The 24,978-nt window shown below is 50.7% G+C and carries 18 protein-coding genes; 10 read left to right on the top strand and 8 right to left on the bottom strand.

The window, feature by feature from the left end:
- The first annotated feature begins 142 nt into the window (after nt 1-142).
- The 3 genes from lon (at nt 143) to KO508_RS15730 (ending at nt 5,051) form a co-directional block, all read left to right on the top strand.
- Nucleotides 143-2,560, top strand: coding sequence for an endopeptidase La (gene lon, locus KO508_RS15740; RefSeq protein WP_216009242.1), 2,418 nt, complete (start codon nt 143-145; stop codon nt 2,558-2,560).
- Nucleotides 2,561-2,799: 239 nt separating this feature from the next.
- Nucleotides 2,800-3,072 carry an HU family DNA-binding protein gene (locus KO508_RS15735; RefSeq protein WP_044386154.1) on the top strand — a complete coding sequence of 91 codons (273 nt, stop codon included), beginning with the start codon at nt 2,800-2,802 and terminating at the stop codon, nt 3,070-3,072.
- 116 nt (nt 3,073-3,188) lie between these two features.
- On the top strand, nt 3,189-5,051 hold the full coding sequence (locus KO508_RS15730) for a SurA N-terminal domain-containing protein (protein ID WP_216009241.1): 1,863 nt from the start codon (nt 3,189-3,191) through the stop codon (nt 5,049-5,051).
- 84 nt (nt 5,052-5,135) lie between these two features.
- Here KO508_RS15730 and hexR read toward each other — a convergent pair whose 3' ends face one another.
- Complete coding sequence (gene hexR, locus KO508_RS15725) at nt 5,136-6,014, bottom strand: transcriptional regulator HexR (protein ID WP_216009240.1); 879 nt, start codon at nt 6,012-6,014, stop codon at nt 5,136-5,138.
- Between the two features lie 212 nt (nt 6,015-6,226).
- On the opposite strand from hexR, the gene zwf reads away from it, so the two are divergent.
- The 3 genes from zwf to KO508_RS15710 are packed head-to-tail and all read left to right on the top strand — an operon-like array spanning nt 6,227 to nt 9,097.
- Nucleotides 6,227-7,702 carry a glucose-6-phosphate dehydrogenase gene (zwf, locus tag KO508_RS15720; protein WP_216009239.1) on the top strand — a complete coding sequence of 492 codons (1,476 nt, stop codon included), beginning with the start codon at nt 6,227-6,229 and terminating at the stop codon, nt 7,700-7,702.
- Nucleotides 7,689-8,408, top strand: a complete 720-nt coding sequence (gene pgl / locus KO508_RS15715) for a 6-phosphogluconolactonase (RefSeq protein WP_216009238.1) — start codon at nt 7,689-7,691, stop codon at nt 8,406-8,408. Before zwf ends, pgl begins: the two co-directional genes overlap by 14 nt.
- 38 nt (nt 8,409-8,446) lie before the next feature.
- Entirely contained in the window at nt 8,447-9,097 is a 651-nt protein-coding gene (locus KO508_RS15710; protein WP_216009237.1) for a bifunctional 4-hydroxy-2-oxoglutarate aldolase/2-dehydro-3-deoxy-phosphogluconate aldolase, read from the top strand.
- Here KO508_RS15710 and pyk read toward each other — a convergent pair.
- Entirely contained in the window at nt 9,090-10,538 is a 1,449-nt protein-coding gene (gene pyk, locus KO508_RS15705; RefSeq protein WP_216009236.1) for a pyruvate kinase, read from the bottom strand. The two genes, KO508_RS15710 and pyk, sit on opposite strands and share 8 nt — an antisense overlap.
- Nucleotides 10,539-10,606: 68 nt before the next feature.
- A complete protein-coding gene (gap, locus tag KO508_RS15700) occupies nt 10,607-11,611 on the bottom strand; it encodes a type I glyceraldehyde-3-phosphate dehydrogenase (RefSeq protein WP_216009235.1) in 1,005 nt (334 codons plus the stop codon).
- Nucleotides 11,612-11,780: 169 nt separating this feature from the next.
- On the opposite strand from gap, the gene edd reads away from it, so the two are divergent.
- A complete protein-coding gene (edd, locus tag KO508_RS15695; protein ID WP_216009234.1) occupies nt 11,781-13,604 on the top strand; it encodes a phosphogluconate dehydratase in 1,824 nt (607 codons plus the stop codon).
- 26 nt (nt 13,605-13,630) lie between these two features.
- Here edd and KO508_RS15690 read toward each other — a convergent pair whose 3' ends face one another.
- Entirely contained in the window at nt 13,631-14,374 is a 744-nt protein-coding gene (locus tag KO508_RS15690; protein ID WP_216009233.1) for a nitroreductase family protein, read from the bottom strand.
- A gap of 119 nt (nt 14,375-14,493) precedes the next feature.
- Between KO508_RS15690 and KO508_RS15685 the strand changes: the two genes are divergently transcribed.
- Nucleotides 14,494-15,105 carry a uracil-DNA glycosylase family protein gene (locus KO508_RS15685; protein ID WP_216009232.1) on the top strand — a complete coding sequence of 204 codons (612 nt, stop codon included), beginning with the start codon at nt 14,494-14,496 and terminating at the stop codon, nt 15,103-15,105.
- A gap of 25 nt (nt 15,106-15,130) precedes the next feature.
- Here KO508_RS15685 and KO508_RS15680 read toward each other — a convergent pair whose 3' ends face one another.
- Nucleotides 15,131-16,879: an ABC transporter substrate-binding protein gene (locus KO508_RS15680; RefSeq protein ID WP_436836628.1), complete on the bottom strand. Its 1,749-nt coding sequence runs from the start codon at nt 16,877-16,879 to the stop codon at nt 15,131-15,133.
- A gap of 383 nt (nt 16,880-17,262) precedes the next feature.
- Here KO508_RS15680 and KO508_RS15675 point away from each other — a divergent pair, with 383 nt between their 5' ends.
- Nucleotides 17,263-18,402 (top strand): porin, encoded by a 1,140-nt coding sequence (locus KO508_RS15675; RefSeq protein WP_216009230.1) that lies wholly within the window; start codon nt 17,263-17,265, stop codon nt 18,400-18,402.
- A 208-nt stretch (nt 18,403-18,610) separates the two neighbouring features.
- On the opposite strand, the gene glpD is transcribed toward KO508_RS15675, so the two are convergent.
- Nucleotides 18,611-20,140 carry a glycerol-3-phosphate dehydrogenase gene (gene glpD, locus KO508_RS15670; protein WP_216009229.1) on the bottom strand — a complete coding sequence of 510 codons (1,530 nt, stop codon included), beginning with the start codon at nt 20,138-20,140 and terminating at the stop codon, nt 18,611-18,613.
- Nucleotides 20,141-20,329: 189 nt separating this feature from the next.
- Nucleotides 20,330-21,088, bottom strand: coding sequence for a DeoR/GlpR family transcriptional regulator (locus tag KO508_RS15665; RefSeq protein ID WP_216009228.1), 759 nt, complete (start codon nt 21,086-21,088; stop codon nt 20,330-20,332).
- A gap of 208 nt (nt 21,089-21,296) precedes the next feature.
- Here KO508_RS15665 and glpK point away from each other — a divergent pair, with 208 nt between their 5' ends.
- Complete coding sequence (gene glpK / locus KO508_RS15660; protein WP_216009227.1) at nt 21,297-22,769, top strand: glycerol kinase GlpK; 1,473 nt, start codon at nt 21,297-21,299, stop codon at nt 22,767-22,769.
- Between the two features lie 25 nt (nt 22,770-22,794).
- On the opposite strand, the gene KO508_RS15655 is transcribed toward glpK, so the two are convergent.
- Nucleotides 22,795-24,696: a sigma-54-dependent Fis family transcriptional regulator gene (locus tag KO508_RS15655; protein WP_216009226.1), complete on the bottom strand. Its 1,902-nt coding sequence runs from the start codon at nt 24,694-24,696 to the stop codon at nt 22,795-22,797.
- Nucleotides 24,697-24,978: the final 282 nt, after the last annotated feature.

Raw genomic sequence — 24,978 nt, 5'->3', positions numbered from 1 at the left:
AAAAAGGGGCGGGAACGCCCCTTTTTTAATGGTTTGTATCAACAGCGCTTTACGTTGTGTCGTTTGGTAAAAAGATTGCAATTTCAGAGGTCGCCCCAATGAAGGGTGGTATGCTGAAAGAAACATCCTCAGAGGATTCCTTATGACCCGGATACCCCAAGATATCGTGCAAGAATACCCGCTACTCCCGCTTCGGGATGTGGTGGTGTTTCCGCACATGGTGGTCCCCCTGTTTGTGGGCCGCGAGAAATCCATTCAGGCTCTTGAAGCCGCGATGGAAGGAAGCAAGGAAATCCTTCTAGTAGCCCAGCGAGACGCCTCTACGGATGAGCCTGGCCCGGGTGACGTTTTTGAAATGGGTACGCTGGCAACTGTACTGCAAATGCTTCGGCTCCCGGACGGCACCGTTAAGGTGTTGGTTGAGGGTAATGCCCGGGCTGCGATCAGTAATATAACAGAAGCGGAATACCTGTCCGGCGGGGCTACCCTGATGGACGAAGAGAGCCTTCCTGAGCGCGAAGAAGATGTGCTTATGAAGACCCTTACGGACGAATTTGAAAAGTACGTGAAGCTGTCTCGAAAAGTTCCTTCGGAAGTCTCCAACGCGCTGACCGGAATCGAAGAGCTCGAACGTCTTGCCGATACCATGGCTGCCCATCTTGAGATGCGCATTCCAGAAAAGCAGGAACTTCTGGAAGCTCTGGATATTAATGTCCGTGTTGAACTTCTACTCGGGAAACTGGATGGTGAGATCGACCTTATTGAGGTTGAGAAACGCATCCGTGGGCGAGTAAAAAAGCAAATGGAACGCAGTCAGCGTGAGTATTACCTGAACGAGCAAATGAAGGCTATCCAGAAAGAGATGGGTAACCTTGGCGAAGGTAATAACGATTTTGAAGAGCTGGAGCAAAAGCTCGAAGAGGCTGGTCTGCCCGAAGAAGCCCGCAAAAAGACAGAATCTGAACTGAACAAGCTCAAGATGATGTCGCCAATGTCGGCAGAGGCTACAGTTGTTCGTGGCTATATCGATTGGATGCTGGCAGTCCCCTGGAAAAAGCGCAGTCGGGTGCGCCACGATATCGAGAAGGCACGGGAGATTCTCGATCAGGATCACTACGGCCTTGATGAGGTCAAGAAGCGTATCCTTGAATACCTCGCAGTGCAGAGTCGTGTCAAAAAAGTGAAAGGCCCCGTGCTGTGTCTTGTAGGGCCTCCTGGTGTCGGTAAAACATCCCTTGGGCAGTCTATTGCCAGAGCGACAAACCGCAAGTACACGCGAATGGCTCTTGGCGGAGTGCGCGATGAAGCCGAAATTCGCGGCCATCGTAAAACCTATATTGGTGCCTTGCCGGGTAAACTGTTGCAAAAGCTGTCGAAAGTCGGTGTGAAAAACCCTCTATTTTTGTTCGACGAAATCGACAAAATGGGTATGGACCACCGGGGTGATCCCGCCTCCGCATTACTTGAGGTTCTGGATCCTGAGCAAAATCACACGTTCAACGATCACTATCTGGAAGTGGATTACGATCTTTCCGACGTTATGTTCGTGTGTACTTCCAACTCTATGGACATCCCGGCAGCACTGCTGGATCGCATGGAGATTATCCGGATCCCGGGTTATACCGAAGATGAAAAAGTAAATATTGCGTTGCGTTATCTGTTGCCGAAGCAGATCAAGGCCAATGGATTGCGTAAAGATGAGCTCACCCTGAGCGAAGCCGCGTTGCGGGATATTGTGCGTTATTACACTCGCGAAGCCGGTGTGCGTGGTCTGGAGCGGGAAATTGCCAAGATATGCCGCAAAGTAGTGCGCGAGCATGTGGAGGCCAACGAGAAAGCCGTCATCACCATCGAGCCTGACATGCTCGAGCACTATTCCGGAGTGCGCAAGTTCAATTACGGGTTGGCGGAGGAAACCAACCAGATTGGGCAGGTAACGGGTCTTGCTTGGACTCAGGTGGGAGGCGAGCTGCTGACCATAGAGTGCGCACTTACACCGGGCAAGGGCAGAGTGGTTAAGACAGGCTCGCTTGGTGACGTGATGCAGGAGTCTATCCAGACCGCGCTTACCGTTGTTAGAAGCCGAGCGCCGGGGCTGGGTATCGCCGACGATTTCCACGAAAAACACGATCTTCATGTGCACGTACCTGAGGGTGCTACGCCAAAAGATGGCCCAAGTGCCGGTATTGGCATGTGTACAGCGCTTGTTTCTGCATTGACTAAAATTCCGGTTCGAGCAGACGTCGCGATGACCGGTGAGATCACCCTCCGGGGACGAGTACTGCCTATTGGTGGGCTCAAGGAAAAGCTACTTGCCGCTCATAGGGGCGGTATCAAAACGATTGTGATACCTGATGAAAATGTTAGGGATCTCAAAGAGATACCGGATAATATCAAAGAATCACTCGAGATAATTCCGGTCAAGTGGATTGATGAAGTGCTGGATATTGCGCTTGCCTATGCGCCCGAGCTGCGCAAGGACAGCTCATCGTCTGAAGCAGGGTCAAGCAAGCCCCGTGACGACGAAAGTGACAGTGCAGAACGCATAAATACACATTAAACCCAACATGAGTTGTTGACATGCCGGAGAGCCCATTGGTATAACTGTTTCGCCGTGAAGCAGCCAATACCAAGGGCTCCCGCGCCATATGTGCCTATTCCGAACACCGGTTGAACGCCGAAAGGAATAAGAAAACCGAAGAATGGAATTCTCCGACCGCTTATGCGATAGTCGAGAGCATCCGAGAAAAAAACAATCCGACCTAGAACATCTTCAACCTGAAAGCGAAGGGGTTTAGTGTGAACAAGTCCGAACTTATCGATGCAATTGCAGAATCAGCAGATATTTCCAAAGCCGCCGCTGGCCGTGCTCTGGACGCAATGACCAACTCTATTACCGGTGCCCTCAAAAAAGGCGATCAGGTTACTCTGATCGGTTTTGGTACTTTCTCCGTGAAAGACCGTGCTGCGCGCACGGGCCGTAACCCGCAAACGGGTGCCGAGATCAAGATTGCGGCTTCCAAAGTGCCCGGGTTTAAAGCAGGTAAGGCCCTGAAAGACGCCGTTAAGTAACGGTTCTTTCTCCGGCGGCTCCAGCCAAAAGGAGCCGCCAAGAAGAATTCAAGGCGCATTCCTACAGGGTGCGCCTTTTTACGTTAAGTTAATCGGTATAGGGGTTTGGGAGAAACATGCTTCAAGATATACGGGAAAACTCCCAGGGAACGATTGCCAAGATCATCATCGGTCTACTGGTCGTGTCCCTCTCCATTTGGGGAATGGACGCCATTGTTGGCGGCTTTTCGGGCGAGCCGGAAGTGGCAACAGTTAACGGTGAAGATATTACCGAGCGGGATTTCTTGCGGGTTGTGCAGATGGAAAGCCAGCGCCGGTTGGGCGAAATGGAGCGTCCCGATCCTGCTTTGCTTAATGAAGACCAGATTCGTAAAGACGTTCTTGATCAGCTGATTCAGGAACAGGTTTTAATTCAGGATGCCAGTGCACAAGGCCTTTCACTCAATGATGCGGATATTGATGCTCTGATTACGCAAATGCCGCAATTTCAGGTGGACGGGCAATTCAACCGCGATCGCTTTGTCGCATCAGTGCGTAATTTAGGCATGGGTGTGGGCGAGTTCCGGGAGGCCATGCGCAAACAGTATGTGGTCAACCAGATTCGAGCAGGTATCATGCAAAGCGGCCTCGTCGCCGACGAAAATGCCGCTCAGCTTCTACGAATCCAGAACCAGACCCGGAGCTTCCGAGTTCTTCAGGTTCCCGCGAGTGCTGTTTCCGGTGACGTGGAAGTCACAGATGCTGACATCGAGGCGTTTTACCAAGAGAACGGCTCGGCATTCAGACAGCAGGAGCAGGTTGATGCTGCCTACATCACTTTGTCTTTGGGCTCCCTCGCAGAGAATATCGAGATCACTCAGGATGAGCTTGAGGCATACTACGATCAGCGTGCTGGCGATCTGGCCCGGGAAGAGCGTCGTGCCTCTCATATTTTGGTGGAAGCGGGTGACGCAGAACAGGCCATTAGCTCGATTCAAGAGCGCCTGACAGCTGGAGAGAGCTTTGAGGATTTAGCAAAAGAATTCTCCGTGGATACTGTGTCTGCAAAAGAAGGCGGCGACCTCGGGTTTGCTGGTCGTGGTGTTTACGACGAAGCCTTTGAAGAAGCCTTATTTGCGCTTGAGGAAGGGCAGGTGTCTGACCCGGTATCAACCAGCTTTGGTGTTCACCTGATTCGTCTGGATGAGGTTCGTCGCTCTGAAGTGCCACCGTTGGCTGACTTGGAGCAGAAGCTCCGTGAGGAGCTTGCTCGTGAGCGCGCTGCGAAAGAGTTTGCTGAGGTACGTGCAGAGTTGGCCGATTCCGCATATGAGGCAGACGATCTTGCTGGCCCGGCAAAAGAGCTAGGTTTGGAAATTCGCGAGGCCAATGGTATTACCAAAGATGGCGGCCGTGCGCCGTTTGATCACGCAGGACTGGTGCGCCAACTGTTCTCCGACGATGTGCTTGAGGGTGGCTACAACACCGAGCTGATAGATGTTGGTGATAGTGTTTCCGTTGTTGCCCGTGTTCGTGAGTATCGCGAAGCTCAGCAGCTTGCGTTGGAAGATGTGCGCGATGATATTCGCAGGACTCTTGAGGCACGTAGGACTGAAGAGCTGCTAAATGAGCGTGCAGATGCAATTATTGTGGGTCTTGAGGAAGGTGAATCATTGAACTCTCTGGGTTCTGGTGATTGGGAGTCGTTTGAAGATCAGGCACGCAATGCCTCTGGGGTAGATCCGCGGGTTATTCAGACGGCCTTTTCTCTGAATCGCCCCGCCGAAGGCAAGCCGAGCTATGGTTCTGCAATAACGAATAATGGCATTGAAGTGGTTGCGCTTGATGCTGTTAATGAGGGTGATGTGGAAACCAATGCTGAAACTGGCGATAGTGATCTAGACCAGTTGCGAAGCTTTCTGGCATCGCTTGAAGGTCAGCGTGAGTATGCCGCCTATCAGCAGTTCCTAAGGAGCACAGCTGAGGTGTCGCGCCCCTAATCTAAGGCAAGCGCAATAAAAAACCCGAACAACATGTTTGTTCGGGTTTTTTATTGCACTGAATAACCTACGGCAACAAATTTATCAACCGGGAGCGGACGGAATACGTGTAGGCATTAGGCTGTCTTTGATTTTTTTGAGGTGGCTTAAAAAGTCTGCGCCACGCTTTAACGTAACGCCTGTAGCCAGAATATCGATGACCGTTAGATGAATGATTCGGGACGACATGGGCATATACACCTCGATGTCCTCCGGTGCCGTAATTTCCAAGGCGGTGGTGCAAACGTCTGCGAGTGGCGAGTTTGGGGTTGTGATGCCAATAACCGTCGCTCCGTTATCCCGTGCAATGCGCGCAATTTCAACGGTCTCCTTGGTTCGCCCGGTGTAAGAAATCATCACGATGACATCGCCAACACTCGCGCCTGCCGCTACCATTCTTTGCATCAGTGCGTCATCGTAAGACATAACGGGAATGTTAAAACGGAAAAACTTATGCTGCGCATCCAGTGCTACAGAAGCGGAGCCGCCCATGCCAAAAAAATTGATTTGTTTGGCCTGAATTAGATAGTCGATTGCAGTTGCCAAGGCATTGGGGTCCAACGCTTGGCGCGCTTTGTCCAGATTAGCAATGGTGCTTAGCATGATTTTGTCTGCAAACTCAGCAACCGTGTCGTCAGGTTCAATGTTTTGGCCGATATAGGGCGTGCCGGTGGCAATGCTCTGCGCGAGGCGAATCTTGAAATCCGGAAAGCCTGTTGCCGAGAAGCCCCTGCAAAACCGGTTAACGGTGGGCTCGCTGACATTTGAGGCTCTTGCCAGAGCAGCAATACTGTAACGCGTAGCTGCGCTTGGGTCTCGCAGGATAGCCTCTGCGACTTTACGCTCCGATTTGTTCAGAGTGTCCAGCCGAGCCTGAATATCCTCTAGCAGATTATCGTCACGATGTGCCTGTTTCGGGGCCATCAAAGCTACTCCCTGGAATCTAGATGGAACTTTTATTAAGTGTCCAATGATTATAGCGGGATTTTAACGTATTTTGGGTAGTAAACGTATCAATGTGACGGTTTTGCCCTTGGATTAATTCAGCTCAAGTGCCATTATTTGGATAAAATTACTACATTTAATATCGAGTGCGGGCCAGAGACGTGGCCTGACTCACTGGAGAGAAGCGTGCAATGGCCAATAAAATAGCAACCCGCTGCGACATCATGTTGTTTGGTGCTCTGGGTGATCTGGCGCAGCGTAAGCTGTTTCCCGCGTTATACCAACTTGAACGAGCTGGTTTATTGGCCGATGGCAGCAGAATACTGGGGCTTGCCCGCAGGGAACTCAGCTCAGATGAGGTGCGCAAGGAACTGCGGGAAAGGCTAAAGCAGTACGTTAAACCTGAAGAATTTAACCCTTCAGTTGTCGAAGCCTTCTTGCAGCGGGTTGAATATCAGGTTCTGGATTTCAATAATGAAGCTGGATTTGGATTGTTGAACAGCTGGAGGGACGAGGAGAACAGCGAACTTATTGTGTATTTAGCAAGCCCGCCTGCCATGTACGGCGTGATTGCCCGGAACCTTCGTTCTGCCAGTTGCTGCACCGAAAAAACCCGGGTTGTTGTCGAAAAGCCAATTGGACACGATTTGGAGTCGTCCCGTGTTATCAATGATGAATTAGGCGAGGTTTATAAAGAAAGCCAGCTGTTCCGAATTGACCATTATTTGGGTAAGGAAACAGTTCAGAATCTGATTGCGTTACGTTTTGCCAATAACTTGTTCGCATCCCAATGGGATCAAAACCATATATCTCACGTGGAAATAACGGTAGCCGAGAGCGTGGGAATTGAAGGGCGCTGGGGTTATTTCGACAAAGCGGGTCAGATTCGCGACATGATCCAGAACCATATGCTGCAGCTCTTATGTCTGATTGCCATGGACCCTCCCTCGGACTTGTCGGCAGATAGTATCCGCGATGAAAAGGTGAAAGTGCTAAAAGCACTGCGTAGGATTACGCCGGATATGATGGAAACCTATGTGGTTCGGGGCCAATACACAGCAGGAACCAGTACAGGAAAGCCGGTTCCGGGGTATCTGGAAGAAGAGGGTGCCAACAAAAGAAGCGAAACAGAAACCTTTGTAGCCTTGAAGGTGGAAATAGACAACTGGCGCTGGTCAGGCGTGCCTTTTTATATCCGTACCGGCAAGCGCCTCCCAGAAAAGTTGTCCCAGATTATTATCCACTTCAAGCCCGCCCCCCATTACATCTTTGATCCGGATCAGAAGCACTTGGCGAACAATAAGCTGATTATCAGATTGCAGCCGGACGAGGGTATGTCATTAAAAATACTCACCAAGGACCAAGGTTTGCACAAAGGCATGCGCCTACGACAGGGGCCATTGGAGCTTACCTTCTCCGAAGCATTTGAATCCGAGCGAATCCCGGACGCTTATGAACGCCTACTCTGGGAAATTATGAAGGGGAACCAATACCTGTTCGTGCGCCGTGACGAAGTCGAACATGCCTGGCATTGGGTCGACCGGATTATTCAAAACTGGAGTGATGGTGGTGATCCGCCTAAGCGATACGCGGCAGGAACCTGGGGGCCAGTGGCGTCCATAGCAATGATCACCCGTGATGGAAGGAGTTGGTATGAAGACGCCTGAATTGGATTTGCCGTCTGGTATAGAGACCCACTTCTCAGAAACGCCGCAGGAGGCTGCGCAGCAGCTTGCTGACACGGTCGCCGAGTTCCTGAGAGGCCGCCTTCATAGTGCAGAACGCGCGAGCCTTGCAGTGTCTGGTGGCTCCACGCCCTTGCCGTTTTTTCAGGCATTGTCCCGCAAGACACTCGATTGGGGCAGGGTAGACGTTTTGCTTGTCGACGAACGCTGGGTGGATGAGACCCATGAGGACAGTAATACCAAGTTGGTAAAAGAAAATCTGTTGCAGAGTAACGCCGCAGTGGCACAGTTCTTATCTATCAAGCAATCAGGCAGTACGCCTGAGGAAAGTTTGGGCGCCGCAGAAACCGAACTCACCAACCTAATGCGCCCACTGGATGTTCTGGTTTTGGGGATGGGGAATGACGGCCACACTGCATCGTTATTTCCGGACGCCCCCGAGCTTTCGCATGCCATGAATGTTAAAAACCGGGATGCGTTGGCGGCCATGACCCCGCCGTCTCAGACGCACGAGCGCATTACACTTACCTATGCCTTAATGCGGGAGGCTCGTTTCATCGCACTTCACCTCAAGGGTAACGACAAGCTAGAAACACTAAAGCGTGCGTGCAGTAGACCGAATGATGTGCTCGAGATGCCGGTTCGTGGATTCCTTAAATCGGGCCTTCGAGTTTACTGGAGCCCCTAAAGCATAGTTAGCCCTATTAAGTCCCTGTGGAGAGAATCATGAATCATGTATCCGGCTTTCACCGCGAGCGCATCAGATCTGTTCTGGGTGCTTCACAGATAATGCCTGTGATCACGATCAAGCATCCTGACGATGCCGTCCCGCTTTGTCAGGCGCTCTTCGAGGGCGGTATTCGAGTAATGGAAATAACCTTGCGAACGGAGCACGGCCTTAGGGCGATAGAAAGTGTAAGAGAAGCTCTGCCAGAAGCCTGGGTTGGTGCTGGCACGGTTACTTGCATTGCCCAGTATCGTCAGGCGGAGGCTGCTGGTGCACAATTTATCGTCACCCCCGGCGTTACCAAAGCGCTGCTTGATTTTGCGTTGACCTCGGAAGCGGCGCTTCTACCCGGAGTGTCTACGGCTTCCGAACTAATGCTGGGCTATGGTTTGGGCTATCGCGAGTTTAAGTTTTTTCCAGCAGAGGTAGCCGGAGGCGTTCCTGCGTTGAAGGCCTTTAGTGGCCCTTTTCCGGATGCAGCCTTTTGCCCGACCGGTGGCATTCGCCGCGACACCGCCAGAGGGTATCTCGATTTGAACAACGTGCAAACCGTAGGGGGCAGTTGGCTGACCCCTGACGATGCTGTTGCAGCGAAAGACTGGGCTAAGATTACCGAGATTGCGTTGGGTAGTTTGCGTGATATCAGCTGATATCAGAGCCAACCCGCACAATCTTCATTGTGTTTGTTCCGCCTTGTGCATTTACATAGTCGCCCTTGGTGATGACCACTAAATCGCCTTTGCTTACGGCTTGCCTGTTTACCAGTTCGGAAATAGCCAGCGCATTGGTTCTCTCGTTCGGTATCTTTGCGGAATCAAAGGGGACCGTTTGAACGCCGCGATACATCACAACGCGATGCTGCGTAGAATGGTGCCGAGAGTACGCGAAGATCGGTAGGCTAGATTTGATTCGGGACATAAGTCTGGGCGTTGCGCCTGTTTCCGTCATACAAATAATCGCCGTGACACCGTCTAAGTGATTGGCTGCATACATAGCGGACAAAGCAATGGCCTCATCTACGTGTTCCATGCTTTCGTGTATGCGATGGTTCGATTGGTGCATCGTAGGGTGCTTTTCTGCACCAATACATATACGGACCATTGCTTCTACGGCTTCAACCGGATAATCACCAACCGCTGTTTCTGCTGACAACATAACGGCATCTGTGTAGTCCATAACAGCGTTTGCCACATCGGACACTTCAGCTCGCGTCGGCATTGGGCTGGTGATCATAGACTCCATCATCTGGGTTGCAGTAATCACTGCGCGATCCAATACCCGAGCTCGCGCAATAATATGCTTCTGTACACCCACAAGCTCCGCATCACCGATCTCAACGGCAAGGTCGCCACGGGCCACCATCACAACGTCGGATGCTTCGATAACTGCATCCAGCGCTGTCACGTCGTGGGCTAGTTCGGCACGCTCGATTTTTGCAACCAAGCCTGCATCAGAGCCGGCTTCTTTAAGCAGCCTGCGAGCGGTGTGCATATCTTCGGCCGTGCGGACAAACGAAACAGCCACATAGTCGGCCCCAAGGCGTGCCGCCGTTACGATATCCTGCTTGTCTTTTTCGGTTAACGCATCGGCGGAAAGCCCGCCACCACGCTTATTGAGGCCTTTATTATTGGAGAGGGGGCCGCCAATCAGAACCGAAGATGTGATGCTGTGACTGTCAACCGACTGCACTTCCATTTCGATACGACCGTCGTCCAGAACAAGAATGTCGCCCGGCTTTACATCGTTAATCAGCTGTTCATAGTCGATGCCTACACGTTCTTCCGTACCCGCCTCTTTGTCCATTGAGGCATCGAGAATGAAGGTTTGCCCTGTTTTCAGGGTGACTTTGTTGTCCGCAAAGCGTGCAATGCGTAGCTTTGGGCCCTGCAGGTCGGCAAGTATAGCCACGAACCGCCCCTGTGCTGCGGCTGCCTTGCGCACTTGCCTGGCGCGCTCTAAGTGTTCGTCAGCACTGCCGTGGGAAAAGTTTAACCGGGTAACATCTACTCCGGCGCGGATGATGGCAGTCAGCGATTCAGGTGTGTCTGTGGCGGGGCCGAGGGTGGCGACAATCTTGGTACGCCTGAGCATATTTCGTGTCCCTTTGCTGTTCGGGTTAATGTCGCCCGCGTGTGCGGGCGATTGCGGGTTGATCGGTTCTATTGGCTAGCCTTCATCAGCGCGAGAGCGTTGTCCAGCATTCGGTTTGAGAAACCCCACTCATTATCGTACCAGGCCATGACTTTTACATGACAGCCCAGCACGCGAGTGTGGTTGGCGTCGAAAATACTAGAGAGTGCATTGTGATTGAAATCAATACTAACCAATTTCTCAAGGTTGTAGCCCAGCACCGGATTCGATTCTGCGGCAGCTTTTACCGCTGCATTAACCTCTTCTACCGATGTTTCTCTACTTGCGATAAAGCCGAAATCAACCAAAGATACGTTAATAGTTGGTACCCGAACTGCCAGCCCGTCAAGCTTTCCCGAAAGCTCGGGGATAATTTTGCCAATTGCTGCTGCAGCGCCGGTTTGAGTCGGGATCATCGATTGAGTTGCAGAACGTGCGCGGTAAAGGTCAGAGTGATAGACGTCGCTCAAATTCTGATCGTTGGTGTATGAATGTATTGTCGTCATTAAACCACTTTCGATACCAATGGCCGTGTGAAGGGCTTCAGCAACCGGTGCAAGGCAATTAGTTGTGCAGGAGGCACTCGAAATAATAGTGTGCTTCGCTGTAAGAACATCGTGGTTAACACCATAGACGACCATGGCATCGGCATCGGGACTTGGTGCAGAGATTATGACTTTTCGGGCTCCGGCCTTTAGGTGGGCTTCTGCTTTAGCGCGCTTGGTGAAGAGTCCTGTGCACTCGAAGACAACGTCAATATTCAGGTCGCTCCAAGGCAGCTCTTCCGGGTTGCGGGTGGCAGTAATGGCAATTCGGTCGCCGTTTACGATGATGGATTCCGCATCGTGGCTGACTTCAGCATTAAACCGCCCGTGTACACTGTCATATTTGAGTAGGTGGGCGTTGGTTTCTGCATCTCCAAGGTCATTGATGGCGATGACCTGAAGTTTGTCTCGGTAGTTGTTTTCATAAAGTGCCCGAAGAATGTTGCGGCCAATCCGCCCAAAACCATTGATCGCGATACGAATTGTCATAGTCTGAGTCCTGATTTAGATGTTTTTGTTCGAGTTTTGTTTGTTGTGTAGTAAATATAGCAAAATAATGATCGAATATGAACATTGAGCCGATGTTTGGCGAAAAAAAGAAGGTAAAATTACGGAGTATTTATCGTAATTGCATAAGTTTTGAGACTGGAGCTCCACCATGCACCCGACTGTCCAAGCAGTAACGCAAAGAATCATCGACCGCAGCCGTGCACCTCGGCAGGATTACCTTGAACGTATGAGTGAGCTAAAAGCTCGTTCTCCCCATCGGAGCACACTTTCCTGCGGTAATCTCGCCCACGGTTTTGCGGCCTGTGGGCAGAGCGACAAAGACACCCTGAAGCTGATGAACAAGGCCAATGTGGCCATGGTTTCTGCCTATAACGACATGCTCTCGGCACACCAGCCTTATGCGGCGTTTCCGGACGTTATCCGCGACGCGGCCCACGGAATGGGGTCCGTGGCACAGTTTGCCGGAGGCACGCCCGCTATGTGTGACGGGGTGACTCAGGGACAGCCGGGGATGGAGCTCAGTCTGTTTTCGAGGGACACCATTGCCATGAGCACAGCGGTGGCACTGAGTCACAACATGTTCGATGCCACACTGCTATTGGGCATTTGTGACAAGATTGTTCCGGGGTTGTTGGTTGGCGCGCTTAGTTTTGGCTATTTACCTAGTATTCTGGTACCTGCAGGCCCTATGCCGTCGGGCCTGCCCAATAAGGAAAAGCAACGTATCCGGCAATTGTATGCAGAGGGAAAAATTGGCAAAGACGAGTTACTAGAGGCTGAGAGCCGGTCCTATCACAGCCCGGGCACTTGTACATTCTATGGCACAGCAAACAGTAACCAGCTTCTGGTGGAAGTTATGGGCTTGCACTTGCCGGGCGCCGCGTTTATCCATCCGAACACACCACTGAGAGAACAACTGACCCGAGCAGCGACAGAGCAGGTTATTCGATTGTCCAAGCCCCAAGGTGGGGAACTTGGTCTTGGTGATATGGTGAATGAAAAAAGCATCGTCAACGCACTGGTTGCGCTTCTGGTAACCGGGGGATCAACCAACCATACGTTGCACTGGGTTGCGATCGCCCGCGCCGCAGGCATCATTATTGATTGGTCTGATTACGCCGACCTGTCCTCCGTTGTGCCCTCCATGACCCGAATCTACCCCAACGGCGAAGAAGATATAAATGCGTTCCATGAGGCAGGTGGCACACCATTCCTGATTCGTGAGCTGCTTGAAAAGGGGTTTTTGCATAACGATGTCGAGACGGTTGTCGGGCATGGTCTTGAGCGATATACCCAAATGCCAGAGCTTGAATCTGGCAAGCTGGTTTGGAAGCCTGCGCTCAGGGAGAGCTTGCGCCCGGATGTGCTCAGCAGCGCTACAGAACCGTTTTCTAGGGACGGTGGCCTAAAGTTGTTGGACGGCAATCTGGGGCGAGGTGTCATCAAGGTATCTGCGGTTGCGCCAGAGCACCATCGAGTTGAAGCACCCGCCGTCATATTCAATGATCAAAACGAGTTAAAAGCTGCGTTTGAGGCTGGAGCCCTTGATATGGACTGCGTTGTTATTGTGCGTTTTCAAGGCCCAAGATCAAACGGCATGCCTGAGCTGCACAAGCTGACACCCTATCTTGGTGTGTTGCAGGACCGCGGATACAAAGTTGGTTTGGTAACCGATGGCCGTATGTCTGGCGCTTCAGGCAAGGTTCCGGCGGCGATTCATGTGTATCCCGAAGCACTTGACGGTGGTCCACTTGCAAGGGTTCAGGATGGCGATTTGATCTGTCTGGATGCCGATAAGGGCGTTTTATCGATCGTGATGGATGAGGCGGAGTTTGCAAAGCGCGCGCCAGCTAAGCCAGATTTGTCTAGGTACCATCAAGGTTACGGCAGAGAACTGTTTGGCTGGATGCGGCGCGCGGTGAGCACGCCGGAAGAGGGCGCCAGTGTTTTCGGTGCTAGCAGCCCCTGTTAATCAGGGGCCGAGTGCTTACAGACTTCTTACAGGTAGTGAACCAGAGTTTTCTGATCGAATCTGTACTGGCTATTATAAACGCCGTTTTCGGCGCGACGGCCAGCCGCCAATACCATGGTTACCAGCCCTTTGGAGGGCAGGTTCAACAGTTTCTTTACTCGACATTCGTCCATTCCTTCCATGGGGCAGGAGTCGTAACCGTGCGCACGCAAGGCCAGCATGAGGTTTTGTGCGGCCAGAGCGGTGGATTTGGTTGCCCACACCTTCATTTCATTCACTGAATAAGGCCCGCGGGGAACTGGGCGAGCTAGGCCCACAGCCAGCCCTGCGGTCTTTTTGGCCGCGCCCAAAAGCCCGAACGGTCCCTGATTGTAGTGAAGGGGTGCGATTTTTTTATAGTACTTCTCAACGATAGGAGGCAGTTTTTCATCTTTTGGCCACTCGTCCAACGCCAGTTGGGCATGTCTGCGCCACGTATCTGGGCGTGCAACAATCGCGATTAATACCGGTGCGGTAGTGGCGGCATTCTGGCCAAGGCAGGCTTCTGCGAGCTTGCCCCGCAGCTCCGGTGTTTTTACCACATAGAACTCCCAAGGCTGCAGATTGCTGGAGTTCGGTGCCAACGTGGCCAGCTCCAAGCAGTCTTCAAGTACGGCATCCGGGATGGGCTCATCTGTGAAACGCCGAACAGACCTGCGGCTGCGAACAACCTTTCGGAACTCTTCAACATCAATCTCTGGCAAGGAAAGTTCATCAACTTTTGCGTTCATTGTTCATTCCTGATTTTGCAGATGTTCCGGAGACCGGCACCGGCTTGCTGCATTGAATTTCGAGCTATATGGTTACGGGAAAACATTTTTGTTGCAATTGCCCGGATGACGCGGAGCCTATGACGCAGACCCTTGAAAAGCTATCTTTTGAAGAACTTGTTCAACAGGTGCGAGCTTGCACGATTTGTGCGGAGGCTTTGCCGTATGGACCCAGGCCAGTGGTGCAGCTATCGCCGGAATCCCGTATTCTGGTGGTGGGTCAGGCACCGGGTAGGCGTGTTCATGAAACCGGGTTGCCATTCAATGACCCCAGTGGAGACCGCCTTCGGCAATGGATGGGTATAACACGAGAGGCGTTTTATGATGACCAAAAGCTGGCCATTTTGCCTATGGGTTTTTGCTACCCGGGCACGGGAAAGTCCGGTGATTTGCCGCCCCGGCCGGAGTGTGCCCCGACTTGGCGTAACGCTTTGCTGCAGCGACTACCCAATGTAGGGCTGACTCTGGTGATTGGCCAGTATGCTCATGCCTGGCATCTCTCAGGAGCGAAAAAGTCCGTTACTGAAAATGTCCAGAACTGGCGACAATACTGGCCAGATGTACTGGCTATGCCTCACCCGAGCCCGCGTAACAACCTTTGGCTGCGTCGGAATCCTTGGTTTGAACACGAGGTGATTCCAGAGCTTCAGGAGCGAGTTGCGTCGCTTCTGGAGCCTGAAATGTATTTTTGACGTACCCTGTGCGAGAGGCGAACCCTTAGCCTCCCGCCGCATTCCAGCTCTTGATAAGATCTTCATAACGAATGGTTTCGCCTCTGGGTTTTTCATTCGCGATTTTTGGTTTAGGGGCTCCTGGCTGCGCTAGCCACCACTGCGCACCTCTTAGTGCGCTATTAGGTGCTATGACTGGGCCGCAATTTTTGGTCAGGTAGTTTCTCTGAACTATTGCAAGAGCACGATCCTGAGCCGTCGCGAGATTGTTCAGGGCAACTTGCGGGCTGACCTTACCGTCAACCGCATCAGCGATGTTCGGCCACCAGAGTTTTGCAAGGCGAGGGTAGTCCGGGATGTTAATACCTGTCGGGGACCATTGCTGGCGGGCAGGGCTCCTGTAAAACTCGACCAACCCTCCCAGAGACGGAGCTCGTGCTTGCATCGGTTGGGACTCGAGGTCGGAAAGCCGGATGGGGGTGAGGCCATAAAGTGTTTTTTCTAAAGAAACTGTTTTGGCGACAGTAAACTGCGCGTACAGCCATGCAGCTTTTTGCTCTTTCTTGCCCATAACCCGGGGTATTGTCCAGGCACCGACATCCTGATACCCCAATTTCATACCGTCCTGCCAGTACGAGCCATGGGGTGAAGGTGCCATGCGCCATTTGGGAGTTCCATCTTTGTTGACGACAGGCAAGCCATTTTCTGTCATGTCTGAGGTGAAAGCGGTGTACCAAAAAATTTGCTGTGCGATGTGCCCTTGGGCTGGTACCGCCCCAGCCTCTGTAAAGGTCATGTTAGCTGCTTCCGGTGGTGCGAAGCGTCTCAGCCAGTCAATATACTTGCTCAGAGCGTAAACTGAAGCAGGACTGTTTGTCGCGCCGCCCCGGCTCATGGATGATCCGACCGGGTGGCAGTCCTCCATGCGCACACCCCATTCATCGACCGGTAGGCCGTTTGGAGAGCCGGTGTCTCCTGCACCCGCCATAGAAAACCATGCGTCAGTGAAGCGCCAGCCGAGTGAGGGGTCGCGTTTTCCATAATCCATGTGCCCATAGACCCGCTCTCCATCGATTTCCTTTACATAGACTGAAAAAAATTCTGCAATGTCCTCATAGGCAGACCAGTTTATTGGCACCCCGAGTTCATATCCGTAACGTTCGCGGAACTGCTCCCTCAAATCTGATCTTTGAAACCAGTCATACCGAAACCAATACAGGTTGGCGAACTGTTGGTCTGGCAGTTGATATAGTTTTCCGTCAGGTCCTGTTACAAAGTCCAGACCAATAAAGTCTTCGAGGTCAAGGGTGGGTAGGGTGAATGCTTTTCCCTCCACTTCCATGTAATCGCTGAGGGCTAGTGCCCAGCCACTGCGAGAGTGAGTGCCTATCATGTCTGAATCATTCACGAATGCATCGTAGCGGCCTTTAGCCGCCATAATTCGCTGCAAATTAACTTCTTGAATAACTTCTCCTTCCGGTTTTAGGTCGTGCCGGACTGGGACACCAGTTAGACGAGAAAACACGGGTGCCAGAACTTCTGATTCGTAGGAATGTGTGGCTAACTCTTCGGACAGCACAGCAATAGAAGTCCCGTTAAGAGGAGCTGCTGCGTTTGCAAACCAAGCCAACTCCTCGGCCTGTTCACTTACGGTCAGTGTTGAAGAGGAAAAGTGCTCTTCAATAATAGTCCGTATAAATGCTTGCTTTTCTTGAGAAAGAGCGTCGAAAAGCGGCCCCGACATTGTCAATGACGAGTAGCAAAGAGTGAGGATAAAGCTGGTCAGCGGCTTCATTAATTTCATGGCGATCTCTTGTTCTTGTTTGTTTTCGTTTACGTTTTGAGCTTAGGTGGCTCCTGAAGGTTCGTCAACGAAAACTTCAAAATGATTATTGGTTTATTTTATGTCCAATTAAAACAATGGCTTGTAACGTTTTTGTCATTTTAAAGTATGTTGTTTTATTAAAAATAGCGAAAAATACCCAAGTCAGAACTTTCTATTTTGTAATTGTATGGCTAAATTGATGTTGTTTCGTGTTCCTTTTGTGTTCTTTGAGCATTAAATAGTTCGTTAGCGAAATATTTTGCTGCTGTTCAGCTCCTCATCTCGACACCTGTGGCGTACAAAGGGTGAGACCAGCAGTCTGATTCAAATATCAATAAAAATAGGAAGGTAATATGATCGATAACAACAAAATTCCAACAGCCTACAACAAAACTGTGTTTCGGAAAGTGCCGATAGCAGCGGCTATTTCGCTACTAGCACTTGGAGTTGCACCTCCCGTTATGGCGGAGGTTGCGCTTGAAACTGAAGACGGCTGGAAGGTAGGTTTCAATGGCCATATTCCGGTTTTTGCGGTGGTGGGTGATTATGATAAACCTGCAGACGAAGATTCGTTCAACATTACCACCGGTTTTAACCCTGCAACGTTACAGACCAACCTCTACGCGCCGCGACAGAACGGGATTCAGGTTTCTGGTCATTTCCAGATGAACGCTGACTTTGCGGTTGGAGATGCTGCCCTCAATTTTCGGAGCCGAGTAGCAGAAATTGCGGTCGCTGGCGATTTTGGTACCGTCAATATCGGTAAAGGTTTTGGTATCTACGGTACTCCCGCAATCGGTGATAATGGTAGCGCCTTAGGTGTAGGCCTGATCGGCAGCCCGGATAGTGTTGCCGCTACCGCTGGCCGAATTGGCAATGGCTACTTTTATGCGAACTTCAACCCACGCGTGATGTACACGTCTAATAGCTTTGGTGGTCTACAGTTCAAGGTCGGTATCTTTACGCCGACAAAGCTGTCAGCTGCTGATGATCCGAGCGGTGATGCTGAATACAATTTACCGCGGTTTGAGGGTAACCTTGTCTACTCTACAGACGGGTTCTCTTTGTGGACGAGTGCATTCACACAAGATGTAGATTCAAGGACCGGCGTGTTCGATAGCTACACAATGTCTGGTATCGACTTCGGTGGTTCGGTTTCTCTGGGCGGTTTGGGGGTGCGCGGCAACTATGCGATGACATCGGGTACAGGAAACGGTGTTTACGCTGCCCGTTTTGACGAACAAGAAGCGGACGCCAGCCAATGGTACGTAGAAACGACGTATGACATTGGCAGCACGACCCTTGGCGTTAGCTATGGTGAAGGCGAAGATGATATAGGCACTGGTGAAAATGATACAGATCTTACTATGATCTTTGCCCGCTATGCCGTTACAGATGCTCTGACTCTGATGGTGGAAGCGCAAGCATACGGTACTCAAACCAGCGCGGGTGATTACAATGCCTTTATTGTAGGTTCGCAGCTTACGTTTTAAGGCTAAAAACTGAGACGCCTTAACAGTCCAGCTGAGCTTTATAAAATCAGTGAGCTGAAGGGTTCGCTGGTTTTTTTGTTTTTCTTGCAAAGCTCAAAACACAAACAATTTGATGGTGGTTATGCTACATCGATTTAGGTTGAGCGCTAGGCACCAAAAAAACTCCGGGCGGAACAAGTCCGGCCGGAGAAAAGTACCTGAGAGAGCATCAGGCGCTGTTGCGGAGATGGCCTCCTGTAACAAAAAGTGAGATATTTTCCGCGAGGTAAGTGTCAAGTGCCTTTACGTTGTCCTGCGATGCATAGAGGCCTTGTTTGGTGCGGCGCCACAGGATGTCTTCGGAAGTCATGGCCCATTCATTTTCTATGAGGTATTGCACTTCCTTTTCATACAGTGTGCCAACGAAATGTCTGCCAAGATCCTCTACCGAGCTGGATTTGTTAAGAATATCTCTAGAGGCCGTCCCGTATGTACGTATGTAGCGGTTCAATATCTCCTTGGGCATCCAGGGAAACTCTCGCCTAAGTGTCGCATTTAATCCGTCATGACTATCAAAATCTCCGCCTGGAAGGCTCGCTGTTTTTGTCCAGTGGCCGCTGGCTTCAGGGAAAAACTGGCAAAGTTTGTCTGTAGCAGCTTCAGCGAGTTTTCGGTAGGTCGTAATTTTACCCCCAAATACAGATATTAGAGGCGCCTTATCTCCTTCTTGATCGACTTCAAAGGAGTAATCGCGAGATGCCTTCTGCGCGTTCTCTTCTTCTCCATCCATCAGAGGCCTCACTCCTGAGTATGCCCAAACGACGTCGGAGGGCTTTAGTTGGCGAGTAAAGTGCGCGTTAACTATATCCAGCAGATAATTTGTTTCTTCTGGCGAAATTTTAGCCTTTTTAGGGTCGCCTTCATACTCAACGTCTGTAGTGCCTATTAAAGAAAAGTGATCCTCGTAAGGAATCACAAACACAATGCGCTCGTCTTCGTTTTGGAGAATGTAGGCTTCTTGATCAATATTTAGTCGAGGGACAACAATGTGGCTGCCTTTGACCATTCGAATCATCTTTGGGGCAGGCATGGAGAGGGTTTCGCTAAACAGTTTGCTTACCCATGGGCCTGAAGCATTGACAATTGCCTTTGCAGAGATTGTGTTCTCTTCTTCGCTCACAGTACTGCGCAGCGTAACCTTCCAGTCCGTGCCTCCACGCACAGCGTGTACACACTTGGTTCTCGTCAGGATCTTTGCACCCGCTTGCTGCGCCTTTTTCGCAGTTAATATAACGAGTCTGGCGTCATCAACCCAGCCGTCGGAATACTCGAAACCTTTCGTGATATTTGGTTTTAGCGGCCCAGACTCATCAAAGCGGATAGAGCGAGACCCGGGAAGAATTTCACGCTTGGCTAAGTGGTCATAAAGGAATAGACCGGTGCGTATCATCCAAGCTGGCCTAAGGTGAGGGCGGTGAGGCAAGCGAAAGCGCATTGGCCACATAATATGAGGTGAGTTCCTGAGTAGGGATTCACGCTCGGCCAAAGCCTTTTGGACGAGTCGAAACTCATAATGCTCAAGATAGCGCAGCCCACCGTGAATGAGTTTGCTACTATTTGACGAAGTTGCAGACGCCAAATCGTTCATTTCACACAACAGTACCTTGAGGCCTCGCCCTGCGGCGTCCATCGCTATACCTGTACCGTTGACGCCGCCGCCAACGACGACAACGTCATACTGTTCATGATCCATAGTCATTGTTGGTCATCTCCTAATGCCGCTGGAGAAGACATATCGTTTGATGTGCCAACCCGTCGACGTTCAAATAGTGTTGTTTCTATATTATGCGAAAGAAGGTTATATTCGTAAAGGAAAATATGGAAAAAAAACGAATATTTGGCGGTAAAAAGAAACTGGTCAGGTTTGGCTCAGTTTCATTGATACGTGTTACACGAGGTGCAGTTCGACGCTGTGTTCGTTCAGAAGCTGAGAGATTTCAGAAGGAGGTTTTTGGTTGGTAAATACATGATCTGCTTGAGTAATGTTGCCCAGCCTTACCATTGCATTGCGACCGAACTTTGAGTGGTCGGCTGCGAGTAAAACTTGGTTTGAATTCGCAATGATGGCTTGCGCCACCCGAACCTCACGGTAATCAAAGTCAAGTAATGAGCCATCGTTATGAATGCCGCTGATCCCAATAATGCCAAAATCCATCTTGAATTGATTAATGAAATCTCGGGTGGCTTCGCCCACAATGCCTCCGTCGCGGCTTCTCACTTCACCGCCTGCAATAATCACATGGAAGTCCTCTTTCGCCGAGAGGATGGAGGCGACATGGAGATTGTTGGTAACGATCTGCAAGTTATTTTTTTCAAGTAGGGCTTTGGCGATAGTTTCAGTGGTAGTGCCGATATTGATGAACATGGAAGAGTTGTCGGGTATTAGTGCGACCATTGCTTCGGCGATGCGCTCTTTGGCCTCCAAGTCCATGATTTTTCTAGCTTGGTAGGCTGTGTTTACGGTGCTGGAGTCGATCCCAGCGCCGCCATGGTGCCGGCGGAGCTTTTTCTCTTTCGCGAGCTCGTTTAGGTCCCTGCGGATGGTCTGGGGCGTTACTTTGAATTGATCTACTAACTGCTCAGTTGTCACGAATCCATTTTGCTGGATTAGCTCCATGATCAGCTCTTGTCGCCGCTGCTGTACCATTTAATAGCTCTCCGTCGTGTCGCTGTTCTTGTTCGACCTAGTGCTTTTTATTACTGTTTAAAAATAAAGTTTAGTCGTTTTCAGCGTTTTATACAGCCTTTTGAGCAAGTTATCTGTTCGCTGGCTGGGGCTGCCTCTAAAATCTCTTGGCTTTCATATTCAAAAAAGTAAAAATACGAACAAATAAGAAAGCGAGGACGAAAACAAAATGACTCAATATCTACTTTCCATTGATCAGGGAACAACGAGTTCCCGGGCCATACTTTTTGACTTAAAAGGCAACATACACGCAGCTCGTCAACAAGAATTTCCTCAGCATTTTCCAGAAAGTGGTTGGGTGGAGCATGATCCGGATGACATTTGGTCTTCAGTAAAGCACACCTGCAACGATCTAATGTCGGAAGAGTGCGGTGAGGACGATAAGGTGGTTGCTGTCGGCATTACCAACCAACGGGAAACCACCATCGTCTGGGACAGGAAAACAGGTAAGCCGGTTTACAACGCCATCGTTTGGCAAGATCGACGAACAGCCTCATATTGCAAATCACTCAAGAGCGCGAGCCATGAGCCGGGTGTTCATAGTAAAACCGGGTTGTTAATCGACCCCTACTTTTCAGCAACTAAAATCCGGTGGATTCTAGACAATGTTCCGGGAACCCGTGAACGTGCGGAACGTGGGGAGTTGGCATTTGGAACGGTTGACTGCTTTCTGCTGTGGCATCTTACCGGTGGACGCGAGCACAAAACTGACGCCACTAATGCAAGCCGAACCTTGCTGTTTAATATCCATGCACAGCAATGGGATCCAGAGCTGCTCGAATTATTCGATATACCGGAATCGCTGCTACCAGAGGTGATGGACTCAGCCGATGATTTTGGGGAAATTGCGGATGGTGGAGCGCTTAACGGGGTACCTGTACTTGGGGTGGCGGGCGATCAGCAGGCCGCTTTGTTTGGCCAGACCTGTTTCGACGTTGGTATGGCAAAAAGCACATACGGCACCGGGTGCTTTCTTATGCTTAACACGGGTGGCAAGGCGCTGAAATCGGAACATAGGCTATTGACGACAGTAGCTTATCGGCTAAATGGTAAGCCTACTTATGCTATGGAGGGCAGTATCTTTGTTGCCGGGGCGACGATTCAATGGCTGCGTGATGGTCTTCAACTGATTCAGAATGCATGTGATACAGAACCGTTGGCTGAGGGCACACCAGTGGATCATGGCGTTTATTTGGTGCCAGCTTTTACCGGCTTGGGAGCGCCGTACTGGGATCCAAATGCACGCGGAGCTATTTTTGGTTTAACCAGAGATACGGGCATCAAAGAAATTGTAACTGCCGGCTTGCAGTCTGTGTGTTACCAAACCAAAGATCTGCAAAAAGCTATGGAAAAGGACGGCATGCGGCCGATCAATCTTCGGGTTGATGGCGGTATGGTTGCGAATAACTGGGTCTTGCAGTTCCTTGCAGATGTTTTAGGAGCGCGTGTCGACAGACCGTCAATCGTAGAAACAACCGCTTTGGGCGTGGCGTACTTGGCAGGGCTTAAAGCGGGTGTTTATGAGTCGCTGGATGAGCTCGCCAGTTTGTGGCGATGTGATCGAAGTTTTGAGCCGGTCATGACAAAGAAAAAACGCGATGCTCTATACGAGGGCTGGATTAAAGCCGTCCATAAGCTTTAAGCGGCGTTTCTAATGGGAGAGGGGGCTAGCGGACCCCCAATTCCCTTAGCCGCTTATAAAGCGTATTCCGGCTAATCGATAATTCTTTAGCCGCGCTCGATACATTGCCTTTGCACTTGTGGTACACCCGAAGTGTATGACTGTGGCTGTTCTGCTCTTCGCTTCCTTCTCGAAGGTCTACTTTGGTCTGTTGTTGCCTTAAAGCTCTGGGAGCGGTCACAGTTGTTGGTTGCGTTGAAGGCGCCGTGGTGTCGAGCCCGGCTAGAAAGTCCGCAGGTAAATGCCAGATCTGTACATCCTCATCATCGGCGATCGCAATCGCCACCCTCAAAGCGTTTACCAACTGGCGAATGTTGCCTGGCCAAGGGTGGTTTTCCAATGCTGACAGTACTCTAGGGCTTAGCGACTCGCTCTGGATAGGGGCACGATGTTGACAGTAAATATGCTGAATCAGGTTGCGCTTGTCGGTGCGGTGCCGCAGCGCTGGCAATTCAATGCATAGTCCGTTGATACGGTAGTAAAGGTCTGCTCGAAACTGACCTGACTCAACGCTGGATAAGGGCGACCGGTTGGTTGCGGTAATAAGTAGAATATCGACAGGGACACTCTCTGTGGCGCCAACCGGTGTCACCACGCGCTCCTGCAGCACACGAAGCAGTCTTGACTGAGCGGATAGCGGCATTTCGCCAATTTCATCTAGAAACAGTATGCCTTTGTGGGCTTTGCGAATATGACCGAGAGAACCTTGGGCGCGGGCTCCCGTAAATGCCCCTGCTTCATAGCCGAATAGCTCAGATTCCACCAACTCTGGTGGGATGGCTGCACAGTTCACTGCGACTAAGGATTGGTCTCTTCGGTGTGATGCCTTATGCAGAGCCGTCACCAGAACTTCTTTACCTACTCCGGTCTCTCCAGTTATTAACACGGGAATACCCCTTTCGAGAACCTTCAGCCCTTGTTCTGCGCAGCGACGGACTGATGCATCTCCGTATTCAAGATCCGGTAAGTGGGGCTGTTTGTTCGAGGAGGATGGTTGTGGCGACCCTATCGGCAACTCTAAATGTGGTGGTTTTGTTGTGGCTGGCCGCTTCAAGCGGGCGCTTAGTCTGACTTTGCCCTTCGTTATTAATTGAAGCGGCGAATGCTCGGGGTATCCGAGGATGTCACTGAAGTGAGCCATGAACAGGTTGCCGAGTTCTAGCCCCGTAGTTTGAGTACCAAGCAATTGGTCTGCTCTCTGATTGCTGGCAATCACTTTGCCAGACTCATCGCACACAAGAATGCCTGACCAGGGGCTGTCAAAGTTATCAGCTGTGGTGTTCAGTGTAATTTGAAAGTGGTCCGTTTCAAATTGTCGGTTTAGTAGGCGGTTTTCAACAGATTGCGTAAGCAGGCGCACCATGCCAAGCGTATGGGCTTGTGGCAGATAAGCATCGCTAAACACGCTCAACACTCCAATAAGTTGTTTTCGGGCATCAAATATCGGAGCAGCGGAGCCGATAATGCTCCGATGGAGTTTTAGGAAGTGTTCGTTTCTTTGAACCTGTATCGCTTTGCCGGTAGTAACAGCGGTTCCGATGGCATTTGTTCCGCATTGTTGTTCCTGCCAGTTTGCGCCTTCATGAAACCAAGGCCTTAGCTGGGATTCAGTAATGCGCTCGTCACCCCAGCTTCTCAAAACCGTGGCATGCTGGTTTGCCAATAGAATTAGACAGCGGCTATTAGACAGCACGTTCCGGTAGTAGGGAATTACTTCCGCTTCCGTACTAGAGAGTAGCTCATTATGTTGGCGGCTTAGCTCTTCTATTCGTAAGGCGCTGAGTGCTGGCGGCGTGGGTTTATATTCCTGATCAAGCCCCCACGCAATGCAACGATCCCAAGAGGCTGCAATGTCGCTTCGGACATCAAGGTGTTTGTTCTTCCGCATCAGCCTAAATCTCTGTGTTCGCTTTCACGTTATCTACTGAAAATTTGAAAAATGTGTTCAGCTTAAGTCTGCTAACTGTTCAATAATCAGTGTTAATGGTGTTCACGTCAATGTTCAATTTGAACAAAGTAGTGTTAAACGAACATATTGGTTTTCGGTATAGAAATGCAGGACAAATAAAAAGTCCTTTATAATCAACAGTGATGTGGTTTTTACCTATAGTTTGAAGAAATTGGTATAGACCTTGCGTTTAAAGATTCGAAATTGAATGTCTGGGTATTC

This window comes from Marinobacter salexigens (genome assembly GCF_018860765.1).
In the GTDB taxonomy this organism is placed as follows: Bacteria; Pseudomonadota; Gammaproteobacteria; order Pseudomonadales; family Oleiphilaceae; genus Marinobacter; species Marinobacter salexigens_A.
Note: the sequence above shows the minus strand (reverse complement) of the source record. Positions and strands in the feature narration are given on the sequence as shown.

What these genes read in the sequence shown, in the direction of transcription:
- lon (WP_216009242.1), top strand. Translation starts at nt 143, where the DNA reads ATGACCCGGATACCCCAAGATATCGTGCAAGAATACCCGCTACTCCCG.
- KO508_RS15675 (WP_216009230.1), top strand. Translation starts at nt 17,263, where the DNA reads ATGATCGATAACAACAAAATTCCAACAGCCTACAACAAAACTGTGTTT.
- hexR (WP_216009240.1), bottom strand. Translation starts at nt 6,014, where the DNA reads ATGGCCCCGAAACAGGCACATCGTGACGATAATCTGCTAGAGGATATT.
- glpD (WP_216009229.1), bottom strand. Translation starts at nt 20,140, where the DNA reads ATGACTATGGATCATGAACAGTATGACGTTGTCGTCGTTGGCGGCGGC.
- KO508_RS15730 (WP_216009241.1), top strand. Translation starts at nt 3,189, where the DNA reads ATGCTTCAAGATATACGGGAAAACTCCCAGGGAACGATTGCCAAGATC.
- KO508_RS15685 (WP_216009232.1), top strand. Translation starts at nt 14,494, where the DNA reads ATGACGCAGACCCTTGAAAAGCTATCTTTTGAAGAACTTGTTCAACAG.
- KO508_RS15710 (WP_216009237.1), top strand. Translation starts at nt 8,447, where the DNA reads ATGAATCATGTATCCGGCTTTCACCGCGAGCGCATCAGATCTGTTCTG.
- edd (WP_216009234.1), top strand. Translation starts at nt 11,781, where the DNA reads ATGCACCCGACTGTCCAAGCAGTAACGCAAAGAATCATCGACCGCAGC.
- KO508_RS15690 (WP_216009233.1), bottom strand. Translation starts at nt 14,374, where the DNA reads ATGAACGCAAAAGTTGATGAACTTTCCTTGCCAGAGATTGATGTTGAA.
- pgl (WP_216009238.1), top strand. Translation starts at nt 7,689, where the DNA reads ATGAAGACGCCTGAATTGGATTTGCCGTCTGGTATAGAGACCCACTTC.
- KO508_RS15655 (WP_216009226.1), bottom strand. Translation starts at nt 24,696, where the DNA reads ATGCGGAAGAACAAACACCTTGATGTCCGAAGCGACATTGCAGCCTCT.
- pyk (WP_216009236.1), bottom strand. Translation starts at nt 10,538, where the DNA reads ATGCTCAGGCGTACCAAGATTGTCGCCACCCTCGGCCCCGCCACAGAC.
- gap (WP_216009235.1), bottom strand. Translation starts at nt 11,611, where the DNA reads ATGACAATTCGTATCGCGATCAATGGTTTTGGGCGGATTGGCCGCAAC.
- glpK (WP_216009227.1), top strand. Translation starts at nt 21,297, where the DNA reads ATGACTCAATATCTACTTTCCATTGATCAGGGAACAACGAGTTCCCGG.
- zwf (WP_216009239.1), top strand. Translation starts at nt 6,227, where the DNA reads ATGGCCAATAAAATAGCAACCCGCTGCGACATCATGTTGTTTGGTGCT.
- KO508_RS15680 (WP_436836628.1), bottom strand. Translation starts at nt 16,879, where the DNA reads ATGAAGCCGCTGACCAGCTTTATCCTCACTCTTTGCTACTCGTCATTG.
- KO508_RS15665 (WP_216009228.1), bottom strand. Translation starts at nt 21,088, where the DNA reads ATGGTACAGCAGCGGCGACAAGAGCTGATCATGGAGCTAATCCAGCAA.